This is a genomic window from Allobosea sp. 05T438 (assembly GCF_056396025.1).
In genome coordinates this window covers 17,088-26,324 of sequence record NZ_JBFTKQ010000002.1, presented here as the reverse complement: position 1 = coordinate 26,324, position 9,237 = coordinate 17,088, and the positions used below count along the sequence as shown (strand labels likewise).

Sequence of the window (9,237 nt, the reverse complement as noted above, 5' to 3'; positions counted from 1 at the left end):
GATGGTCGCTTATGTCACCCGTGTGCCGGCGGGCTTCGCCGGTTCGGTTTCTCGCTCGGACAGCCTGACGATCGAGCAGGAGCTGATCGATTCCAACACGCCGCCGACGGCTTATGGCCAGGCGGTCAAGATCGTCTCGGGCAAGCTGCAGCCCTTGGGCTCCGGCGATGCCGGAACGGTCTGCTCCGGCTGGCTTGTCCGCCCCTATCCGGCCCAGTCGTCGAGCAATGGCCTGGGCGTTGCGACGCCCCCGGCGAGCGGAATCGCCGATCGCCTTCGCCGCGGCTTCATCACCGTCCCGCTCAAGCTCGGCACCGCCGCGAAGGATGGGCAGGTCTTTGTTGTCACCACTGCCGGTGGCACGGTCGCGGTGGGAGATGTCGTGACTTCGGCTTCGCCGGCCGGAGGCGGTACCGGCGTCGCAATCACCAACGCGTTCTTCACCGGTCCCGCCGACGCCAATGGCATCGTTGAGATCGCCTACAAGATCTAACGCCTCAGCCTATCTCTTCGCCCTTGGGCAAGGCGTTCCCGTCCTCATGGAGCAATCCGAAATGTCTTTCATCTCGCATCGCGTTGCGGGGCCGGTGACGCCTGTCTCGGCACCGACCATCCTGCACAAGGCGTACTACACCAAAGACGCCTATCAGACCTTCGATCAGGCGACCTATGACAGCGCCGGCGCCTTCCTGATCGGCGAGCTCGAGCGTCTGGATCCGACGATCCACGAGCCGCTGATCGCGACCACCTGGACCCGCGACATCGATCTGCGGACCGACGTCCAGATCGGCGACACCTCGACCAGCTACACGATTTCGAACTTCGGCTCGACCGGTGGCGTGGTCCCCGCCGGCATCTCCTGGGCTGGCCGCGAAACCACGACCCTGCCGCGCGCTCAGCTCGATATCGGCAAGGTGGTCTCGCCGCTAACGCTGTGGGCGCAGGAGGTGGCGTATACCGTGCCGGAGCTGGAATCGGCTCGTCTGACTGGGCGCCCGATCGATGTCCAGATGCTCTCGGCGCTGAACCGCAAGCACCAGATGGACTGCGATCAGGTGGCCTATGTCGGCGCCTCCGATCTCGGCACCACTGGCCTGGTCAACTCCGCCTCGGTCGTCAACGTCTCCAACGTTGTCAACGGGGCCTCTGCGTCGCCGCTGTGGGTCAACAAGACCCCGGACGAGATCAAGGCCGACATCAACGAGCTGCTGGTTTCGGTCTGGGCGGCCTCCGGCTACGTCGCGCCTCCGACCAAGGTCCTGATCGCTCCGGAGCCGTTCGGCTACATCACCACGACCAACGTGTCGGCGGCCGGCAACATGTCGATCCTGACCTACATCAAGGAGAACAACATCCTCACCGCGGAGAAGGGCATCCCGCTCGAAATCCTGTCGGTGAAGTGGCTGGACAAGGACAACCGCTCCGGCGCCAGCTCGGACCGCATGATGGCCTACAGCCAGCGCTCCGAGTTCGTCCGCTTCCCCATGGTCCCGCTGCAGCCGGTCGCGCCGCAGTATGCGGGCATCTGGGTCAAGGTCCCATACTTCGGCTCCATCGGCGTCGTCGAGACGGTCTACCCGGAGACCATCGGCTACCGCGACGGCATCGGCTAGGTGCCGCCATGGTGAGGATGATCATCGATCGCCCGTTCAACCTGCTCGTCGAACCCGGGAAGCGTGTTTCCTTCAAAGCCGGCGAGCAGGACGTTCCCGAGGAATTCGCCTCGCATTGGTATGTCCTGGCGAACGGCCGAGCCTTGGGCCGCGTCGCGGAAGCCGAAGCGATGGAAGAGGGGGAAGCCGAGCCCGAGACCCCCGAGACCCCTTTCGAGGAACCGGACGAGCTGGAAACGCCCGAGCCCGGGGCGGATCGCGAAGCGGATGCCCCGTCCGATGAGCGCGCTGCGCTCGTCGTGGAAGCCGAAGCGATGGGTCTCACCATCGACAAGCGCTGGGGCATCGATCGCATCAGGGCGGCAATCGACAGCGCCAAGGCTTGATCCATGACGGTCACGCCGACTTCGTTCCGCGGGAACTTCCCCGAGTTCTCGGATGTCTCAGCCTATCCTGATGCCAGGATCTCCTACTGGATCGGGATTGCCGGGCTCCGCCTCAATGCGTGCCGCTGGGCTACGCTGCTGGACCACGGAACGGAGCTCTTCGTGGCTCACAATCTCGTGCTCAGCCGTCAGGCCGCCATGGCAGCGGCTGGGGGCGGCGTTCCCGGTCAAGCATCCGGCCCCACTTCCTCCGAAGCCGTCGACAAGGTCAGCGTCTCCTACGATACGGGCGCGGCGGCCATCGACGGAGCCGGCGCCTGGAACCTGACGGCCTACGGTGTCCAGTTCCTCCAGCTAGCTAGGCTCATCGGTGCCGGCGGCATCCAGTTATGAGGGTGAAGATCACGAAGGATCGCGTGCCTGACCTCCTGAAGGCGGTTCGCGATCTGACGAAACAAGAAATCCTCGTTGGAATTCCGGCAGAAAACGCCGGTCGCAACGATGAGGGTCAGATCAGCAACGCCGAGCTCGGCTATATCCACGAGTATGGCTCTCCGACAGCCAACATCCCGCCACGCCCGTTCCTGATCCCAGGCGTTCAGAGCGCCGAAAGCAAGTTCACGCCTCATCTGAAATCAGCGGCTCAAGCCGCTCTTTCCGGGGATGATGGCAAGATCGCACAGGGACTGAGCCGAGCCGGACAAGTTGCCGCTGTAGCAGTCAAAAACAAGATCGACGAGGGCCCATTTGCCCCCCTATCGCCGAAGACGATCGCGCGTCGGAAAAAGGGGAAGGGCGGGGGAGAGGCCAAGCCTCTCCAAGACACAGGCCAGATGCGAAACGCCGTGACATCGGTCGTTCGTAGGAAGGGTGACGGCTGATGCCTGGCCTCGACGTCACTCGGGTTCTTTCGAACCCGCTCTTCGCCGACACAGCTACGATCACGCGGACCGTGGTGACGGTCGATTACGACACAGGCCGCACCATCGAGACGCCGACCACCATGCCAATCTCTGTCGTCGTTACATCGGACAAGGGTCGCAACCTTCAGCGCAACCCCGAGGCGGCGATCTCGGAAGGCTCCATCATCATCCACACCACCTTCACGCTGACAGAGGGCGGGAACGGCGTGGACGCCGACATCATCGACTGGAACGGCCGAAAATGGACCGTCGTGACGGTTGACGACTACTCCCGCTACGGCGCCGGCTTCACCTGCGCGATGTGCCGCCTGCTCGATCTGCGGTGATCCTTCATGGCCAACACTTCTGCCACGGGCGGACCTCTGGTTCCGTCATCGACGGCGCCTGTCGAAGATGACGCCTTCGAAGATCTGATCGGCAACACCATCTCGGGCCTCACCGCGATCAGCCGCAACTTGGTCCGGCCGCGTTGGCAGCCGAAGCCGCCGCCGATGCCGAAGGACGACGTTCCCTGGTGCGCCTTCGGCATCATGGAGCTCGACGGCGATTGGTCCGCTCACAATCGCCATGTTCCGGACGGCGATGGCCACACCGAGCAGACAAGGCACGAGACGCTCACCCTGCTGGCCAGCTTCTACGGCCCCAACGGTTACTCCAAGGCGTCCCAGCTTCGCGACGGCCTCTGGCTGCCTCAGAACTGGGAAGCCCTGAACGGCGTCGGCGTCGCGCTGCTGGAATGCAGCCGGGCGCGTACCGCCACCGACATCCTGAACGAGCGCTTCATCCGCAAGGTGGACCTCGAGATGCGGTTCCGCCGCGTGACCACCCGCATCTACCCGATCCTCAACCTCCTCTCGGCTCAGGGTTCGTTCACCACGGACGCCGGCCACGTGCAGCCCTTCATCGTAACGGAGACCTAGCCGATGGCTCAGGGACTAGCTGTCAGTGACGTCGTCAACGTCACCGTGAACCTGTCGCCGGTTGCGGCGCCGACCCGGAACTTCGGTGCCGGCCTGCTGATCGGCGCAACCGACGTGATCGATGTCGGCGAGCGAATTCGGCAGTATTCGAATCTGACCGGCGTCGCGCAGGACTTCCAGACCACGGACCCGGAATACAAGGGCGCGGTGAAGCACTTCTCGCAGGTGCCGCAACCGTCGATCCTGTATATCGGCCGGTGGGCGCGGACGGCGACGCGTGCCACGCTGCGCGGCGGCGTGCTGACGACGGCGGAACAGGCCCTGGCCAATTTCACGGCCGTCACTGCCGGCGCCTTCTACTTCGTGCTCGACGGCATCCCGCGCGCGGTGTCCGGCCTGAACTTCTCGGCCCAGACCAATCTGAACGGCGTCGCTTCCGTCCTTCAGACTGCGGTTGCCGCGCTGGTGGCCAATTCGACCGTTGTCTGGGACGGCGCCAACGGGCGCTTTGTCATCAAGTCGGGCACGACCGGGGTGGCTTCGGCGATCACGTTCCTGTCCGATCCGACCGCGTTCGGCTCCATCGCCATTGCTGCCGGCAATGCCGCAAACAACGACGTCGTGACCGTCAACGGTACCGGCGTGACCTTCAAGACGAGCGGCGCGGCCGGCAATCAGGTCAACATCGGCGCCGACAACATCGCTTCGGCTGCGGCGCTCGCGACCTTCCTGAACGGCTCGACCGACGCCGGTATCGCCGCCGCGAGCTATTTCGCGCTGAACGGCACCGTCTACGTCGTCTATGACGTGCCCGGCACGGCCGGAAACGCCTTCACGCTCGCCAAGACCGGCGGCGCCAACATCACGTTGTCCGGCGCCACGCTTTCCGGCGGTTCCGGTTCCTCGATTGCCGGCCTCCTCAAGGGCAAGTCGACTCAGGCGAGCCTGCCAGCCAACGGCATCGCCGCGGAGACGCTGCAGCAGGCCGTCGCAGCGCTGATCAATGCATCGGGTGACTGGTACTCCGGTGACCTCGTCGAGGAGGGCGTCGACACCAACTCGATCATTGCCGCCGCGACCATCATCGAGGCGCAGCAGAAGAAGCGCGTCTTCGGCGTCACCATCACCGATACCACGGTGATCGATCCCACGAGCACAAGCGATCTCGGCTATCTGCTGAAGGCCAACAACCTCGGCCGCACCTACGCGCAGTACAGCCAGTACGAGCCGCAGGCCGTGGCCTCGTTCTTCGGCCGAGCCTCGACCGTCAACTTCAACGGGTCGAACACCACGATCACGATGAAGTTCAAAGTGGAGCCGACAGTCCGCGCGGAGATCATCACCGAGACGCAGGCCGCGGCCCTCAAGGGCAAGAACGTCAACGTCTTCGTCGCCTACGACAACGGGACCGCCATTGTCCAGGAAGGCGTGATGTCGAACGGGACGTTCTTCGACGAACGTCACGGGCTCGATTGGCTGGAAAACGCCGTTCAAACCGCCGTCTGGAACCTGCTCTACACCTCGGCAACGAAGGTTCCGCAGACCGATGAGGGCATGCATACTATCTGCGCCGTCATCGAAGACGTGTTGGTTCAGGCCGTCGCGAACGGTCTCGTCGCCCCGGGCAAATGGAATGCTGGCGGGTTCGGACAGCTCAAGCAGGGCGATATGCTGTCGAAGGGCTATTACGTCTATGCGCCGCCGATCGCCTCTCAGTCGCAGGCTGATCGCGAAGCCCGCAAGTCCGTGCCGGTTCAGATTGCAGTCAAGCTCGCCGGCGCCGTGCACTTCGCCGACGTCATGATCAACGTGAACCGCTGAGGACCGGCCGATGTCATCCGCAACTTACTCGTTCCTCAGCACGCAGGCTGAGCTCGTCGGGCCGAATGGTCGCGTCTCGCTCGGCAATGGTGCCGGCGCTGCCGAGGAAGGCATCACGATCAACCAGACCGAAGATCGCGACACCATGACGATCGGCGCGGATGGCAGTGGCATGCACAGCCTCCATGCCGGCAAGTCCGGGCAGGTGACCGTTCGGCTTCTGAAGACCTCGCCGACGAATGCAATCCTGATGGCGATTGCCAATGCGGACTTCGCTTCGCCGGCTGACCACGGACAGAACACCATCCTGATCCGTGATGTTCAGCGCGGGGATACAGTCGCCTGTTCCTTCTGTGCGTTCCGCCGCGTTCCTGATCTCTCCTATGCGAAGGTCGGGAACACCGTGGAGTGGGCGTTCAACTCCGTGTCGATTGATTACATCCTCGGGACCGGAACCCCGGCCGTGGTGTTCTGATGCGCGAGCCTGCCGAATTCGAGGTCGGAGCCTACCGGTATCGGTCTGCTCCTCTCTCCGCGATGGATCAGGTCCATCTCGTTCGCCGCCTGGCGCCGATCCTGACTGCGCTTCGGGAAGCCGCCCAGAGCGGCGATGCGCTCGCCATGATCGGGCCGGCGGTCGAAGCCCTCGGCTCAATGCCGGATGAGTCGGTGGACTACGTCATCAACGCCTGCATGGGCGGCGTGACGCGCCAGAAGCCCGGCGATACCGGCTGGGCGAAAGTCTGGCAGCCTTCCGTTCGCCGTCCGATCTTCGACGACATCAGCGGGTTCGAGGTCATCTCGATCACCGCCAACGTGGTGATGGCAGAAGTCGGCCCTTTCTGGGCAGGGCTGGCGTCCAGTTTGAGCGCCGTCAGCCGGGCCTGAAGTTCGAGCCGGTCCACATGCCGGATGGCGAGGATTACGTCCTGCGCCCCGTCTTGGAAGGGCTCTGCCGGTATGAATCCGTGATCGACGGCACGCTGTCCCTCGCGGACATCTCCCGGCTGAACGACGCGCTCGATATCCGCGACGAAAATGCCCATCGGGCGAGAGAAAGCGCCAATGGCTGATGTCCTGAAGGAGTTTCTCGTTTCGCTGGGGTACAAGGTAGACCCCAACTCCGAGAAGCGTTTCGAGGCTTCTGTCCGTTCCGCGACGCTGCAAGCCGATCTCCTCGGCCGCGCCATCGCGAAATCGGCTGAGAAGGTCTTCGAGGGCGTCCAGCAAATCTCGAAGTCCTTCGAGCAGGTCTATTGGCAGGCTCAGCGGACGCAGTCGACGGTTCAGGGTATCAGAGCGATCGGCTATGCCGCGTCTCAGCTGGGCTCGTCAGCGGAGAGTGCCGGCGCCTCGATCGAGAACTTCGGTCGCCAGCTCAAATGGAACCCCGGCTTCGAGGGGTTCCTGAAGCAGCTCGGCGTCGCTACCCGTGACAGCAAGGGGCTTCGTGCCTCGACCGATATCCTGGTCGACTTCGCCAACAAGATCAGGAGCCGGCCGAAGGCTGAGCAGCTTGGCTTGGCGGAGGTCGCGGGCATCGATCTGGCGACGCTGGAAGCGATCCAGTCCGGCACGTTCCAGAAGCGGCTCGATGAGTACAATGCGAAGGTCAAAGCCCAGGGGCTGAATTCGGAGGAGGCCGCGAAGCGCGGCGCCGAGTTCACGCAGGCGATGAAATCGCTTGGCGCTTCGCTTGAAATCGTCGGCCAGAAGCTGATGAGCGAGTTCGCCGGCCCGCTCGAGCGCTTCGTCGATGCCTTCGACAAATGGACGAGCGATAACGGGAAGACTTTCGTCCAGGTCATCGAGAAGATCGGCGAGACGCTAGGCCAGTTGGCCACCGTCGTGGAAAAGGTCGCCACGGCGCTTAAGCCCGTCTGGGAAGGCTTCGACGAGTTTTCGAAGAAGCTGACTGGCCAGAATGGCCTCACTACCGCGATCGAGGTTCTGATCGGGCTGAAGCTCGCGGGGTGGTTGTTAGGGGTAGCATCGGCGATCACATCGGTAGGAACGGCAGCGAGCGGAGCGCTAATCAGCGGCGCTCTCGGCCGGTTCTTCGGCTTGCTGGGCCTCGCGGCCGGTCCCGCCGCTTTCGCTCTCGGCATGACCCCGAGCGCGGCGAATGGCGGAGAGGATGCTGAAATCGCTCGCCGTCGCGCGAACGGCTCATGGGGACCGGCTACCGCTGACGAACTCAATGCTGGCGTAAAGCCGCAGGGGCAGGACAACAGCCTATGGGGTAGGGCGAAGAGATGGTGGCGCGGCGGCGGTGACCCGTCTGGCGGCGCGACCTCCGCCCCGACCGGGGGCGCAGCCCAGCAAGCGGCGGCGCAGGAGAGCTATGAGTTCTGGCGAGGCAAGGGCCTATCACATGAGCAGGCAGTCGGCATGGTCGCAAACGAGCGCGCCGAAAGCCGACACAATCCCAGTGCGCGAGGAGATGGCGGCCGAGCGCACGGGCTGTATCAGCACCATCCAGATCGCCGCGCGGCAATCCTAGCCGGTTCTGGTATCGACATGTCGACCGCGACCGCCGCCCAACAACGCGAAGGCGCATATTGGGAAATGACGAAGGGAGCCGAGCGGAAGGCTTGGGCGGCATTGAAGCAAGCCGAAACGGCAGGGGAGGCTGCTGCAATCGTCAGCAAGCTTTATGAGCGACCGCTGGACCGCGATGGTGAGGCTCAGAAGCGCGCCGCAATGGCAAACGGTTTGGCGAACGCACTGCGCATTAAGCAGGCGCAGGGGGGGCTTGATCTGCCGCCATTGGCTCGCATCAACCCTACGGCACTCGGAACCGCGGCTGACAATGCAGCAAAGGTTGGGAGTGGAACTGGCGCGGCATCTGGCGCTACGCTTACCCCATCGATCGCAGGGCGCGGCGACACGACGGTCACGATCAACCAGAATAACCGCGTCGAAGTAGTTGGCAGCGGCGACCCGTCTCTTACGGCGAACCAAGTCGGCGATGCTCAGCGCGGGCTTGGTCAGGTGCTGCTTCGCGACGTTAAGGGGGCTGTCCGCTAGCGCATCTTCGACCCGTCGAGCATCATCCAGCGCTCATTGACCCAACCTTCGCCATCCGCTGTCCTGACATGCCAGCGCGTTCCCGACTTGCCGAGCACGATCGCGGAAGCATGGTCAGGAAGGTTTCTGCAGCTGAGCTGATCGCGGTCACAGACAGCGGCCCCGGATTTGATCCAGCAGTCCTCTTGCGAGAGCGATGAGCATAGGCGGCGAACGGCGGCATCCCATGGCTCCGCCGCCCAAGCCGTCCCGCTCGCGACCAAAGCCAGGGCGATGAGGGATAATCGATACACTTCGATGCTCATGACGCAGTCGTTGAAACCGATGCTTGCGAGGAGCGCAGATGGTCGAGAATTTTCTGAAGAAGCCCGGCGACAATGCCGAGAGATAGCACGACCGCCCCGAGGCCGATGCAGAGGCCAGCTTCAATCTCGTGAATCGCGCTCTGCGCATTCAGAAGAATGATGATGCCGGCGATCATCATCGCCGCGCCAAAAAAATTCAGAACCTTGCCCATCGCCCGCTCCAGCGTCCTCGGCACAAC

At 63.6% G+C, this 9,237-nt stretch carries 14 protein-coding genes; 12 read left to right on the top strand and 2 right to left on the bottom strand.

Annotation, left to right across the window (positions count from 1 at the left end; genetic code table 11):
* The first annotated feature begins 1 nt into the window (after position 1).
* The 12 genes from AC1DIN_RS03905 (at position 2) to AC1DIN_RS03850 (ending at position 8,693) form a co-directional block, all read left to right on the top strand.
* Positions 2–493 (top strand): structural cement protein Gp24, encoded by a 492-nt coding sequence (locus AC1DIN_RS03905; protein WP_476808752.1) that lies wholly within the window; start codon positions 2–4, stop codon positions 491–493.
* 61 nt (positions 494–554) lie between these two features.
* Positions 555–1,613: a DUF2184 domain-containing protein gene (locus AC1DIN_RS03900; protein WP_476808751.1), complete on the top strand. Its 1,059-nt coding sequence runs from the start codon at positions 555–557 to the stop codon at positions 1,611–1,613.
* An 8-nt stretch (positions 1,614–1,621) separates the two neighbouring features.
* Positions 1,622–1,999 carry a hypothetical protein gene (locus tag AC1DIN_RS03895; protein ID WP_476765456.1) on the top strand — a complete coding sequence of 126 codons (378 nt, stop codon included), beginning with the start codon at positions 1,622–1,624 and terminating at the stop codon, positions 1,997–1,999.
* A gap of 3 nt (positions 2,000–2,002) precedes the next feature.
* Positions 2,003–2,392 carry a DUF4054 domain-containing protein gene (locus tag AC1DIN_RS03890; RefSeq protein ID WP_476808750.1) on the top strand — a complete coding sequence of 130 codons (390 nt, stop codon included), beginning with the start codon at positions 2,003–2,005 and terminating at the stop codon, positions 2,390–2,392.
* Entirely contained in the window at positions 2,389–2,880 is a 492-nt protein-coding gene (locus tag AC1DIN_RS03885) for a hypothetical protein (protein ID WP_476808749.1), read from the top strand. The genes AC1DIN_RS03890 and AC1DIN_RS03885 overlap by 4 nt, the downstream gene beginning before the upstream one ends.
* Positions 2,880–3,248 (top strand): hypothetical protein, encoded by a 369-nt coding sequence (locus tag AC1DIN_RS03880; protein WP_476808748.1) that lies wholly within the window; start codon positions 2,880–2,882, stop codon positions 3,246–3,248. Before AC1DIN_RS03885 ends, AC1DIN_RS03880 begins: the two co-directional genes overlap by 1 nt.
* 6 nt (positions 3,249–3,254) lie before the next feature.
* Positions 3,255–3,842, top strand: a complete 588-nt coding sequence (locus AC1DIN_RS03875; protein ID WP_476808747.1) for a phage neck terminator protein — start codon at positions 3,255–3,257, stop codon at positions 3,840–3,842.
* A 3-nt stretch (positions 3,843–3,845) separates the two neighbouring features.
* Positions 3,846–5,663, top strand: a complete 1,818-nt coding sequence (locus AC1DIN_RS03870; RefSeq protein ID WP_476808746.1) for a DUF3383 domain-containing protein — start codon at positions 3,846–3,848, stop codon at positions 5,661–5,663.
* A gap of 10 nt (positions 5,664–5,673) precedes the next feature.
* Entirely contained in the window at positions 5,674–6,138 is a 465-nt protein-coding gene (locus AC1DIN_RS03865; protein WP_476808745.1) for a phage structural protein, read from the top strand.
* The gene (locus tag AC1DIN_RS03860) at positions 6,138–6,551 is read left to right on the top strand and encodes a phage tail assembly chaperone (protein WP_476808744.1); all 414 of its coding nucleotides are present in this window, start codon (positions 6,138–6,140) and stop codon (positions 6,549–6,551) included. The genes AC1DIN_RS03865 and AC1DIN_RS03860 overlap by 1 nt, the downstream gene beginning before the upstream one ends.
* 17 nt (positions 6,552–6,568) lie before the next feature.
* Positions 6,569–6,736, top strand: coding sequence for a DUF6889 family protein (locus AC1DIN_RS03855; protein WP_476808743.1), 168 nt, complete (start codon positions 6,569–6,571; stop codon positions 6,734–6,736).
* A 448-nt stretch (positions 6,737–7,184) separates the two neighbouring features.
* Positions 7,185–8,693 carry a phage tail tip lysozyme gene (locus AC1DIN_RS03850; RefSeq protein WP_476808742.1) on the top strand — a complete coding sequence of 503 codons (1,509 nt, stop codon included), beginning with the start codon at positions 7,185–7,187 and terminating at the stop codon, positions 8,691–8,693.
* Here the strand turns inward: AC1DIN_RS03850 and AC1DIN_RS03845 are convergent.
* Positions 8,690–8,998 (bottom strand): hypothetical protein, encoded by a 309-nt coding sequence (locus tag AC1DIN_RS03845; protein ID WP_476808741.1) that lies wholly within the window; start codon positions 8,996–8,998, stop codon positions 8,690–8,692. The two genes, AC1DIN_RS03850 and AC1DIN_RS03845, sit on opposite strands and share 4 nt — an antisense overlap.
* Positions 8,995–9,210, bottom strand: a complete 216-nt coding sequence (locus AC1DIN_RS03840; protein ID WP_441510248.1) for a hypothetical protein — start codon at positions 9,208–9,210, stop codon at positions 8,995–8,997. Before AC1DIN_RS03840 ends, AC1DIN_RS03845 begins: the two co-directional genes overlap by 4 nt.
* Positions 9,211–9,237 lie beyond the last annotated feature (27 nt).

Bases quoted from the DNA above. Each gene is read 5' to 3' on its own strand.
- AC1DIN_RS03905 (WP_476808752.1), top strand. From the start codon at position 2: ATGGTCGCTTATGTCACCCGTGTGCCGGCGGGCTTCGCCGGTTCGGTT.
- AC1DIN_RS03900 (WP_476808751.1), top strand. From the start codon at position 555: ATGTCTTTCATCTCGCATCGCGTTGCGGGGCCGGTGACGCCTGTCTCG.
- AC1DIN_RS03895 (WP_476765456.1), top strand. From the start codon at position 1,622: ATGGTGAGGATGATCATCGATCGCCCGTTCAACCTGCTCGTCGAACCC.
- AC1DIN_RS03890 (WP_476808750.1), top strand. From the start codon at position 2,003: ATGACGGTCACGCCGACTTCGTTCCGCGGGAACTTCCCCGAGTTCTCG.
- AC1DIN_RS03885 (WP_476808749.1), top strand. From the start codon at position 2,389: ATGAGGGTGAAGATCACGAAGGATCGCGTGCCTGACCTCCTGAAGGCG.
- AC1DIN_RS03880 (WP_476808748.1), top strand. From the start codon at position 2,880: ATGCCTGGCCTCGACGTCACTCGGGTTCTTTCGAACCCGCTCTTCGCC.
- AC1DIN_RS03875 (WP_476808747.1), top strand. From the start codon at position 3,255: ATGGCCAACACTTCTGCCACGGGCGGACCTCTGGTTCCGTCATCGACG.
- AC1DIN_RS03870 (WP_476808746.1), top strand. From the start codon at position 3,846: ATGGCTCAGGGACTAGCTGTCAGTGACGTCGTCAACGTCACCGTGAAC.
- AC1DIN_RS03865 (WP_476808745.1), top strand. From the start codon at position 5,674: ATGTCATCCGCAACTTACTCGTTCCTCAGCACGCAGGCTGAGCTCGTC.
- AC1DIN_RS03860 (WP_476808744.1), top strand. From the start codon at position 6,138: ATGCGCGAGCCTGCCGAATTCGAGGTCGGAGCCTACCGGTATCGGTCT.
- AC1DIN_RS03855 (WP_476808743.1), top strand. From the start codon at position 6,569: ATGCCGGATGGCGAGGATTACGTCCTGCGCCCCGTCTTGGAAGGGCTC.
- AC1DIN_RS03845 (WP_476808741.1), bottom strand. From the start codon at position 8,998: ATGAGCATCGAAGTGTATCGATTATCCCTCATCGCCCTGGCTTTGGTC.
- AC1DIN_RS03840 (WP_441510248.1), bottom strand. From the start codon at position 9,210: ATGGGCAAGGTTCTGAATTTTTTTGGCGCGGCGATGATGATCGCCGGC.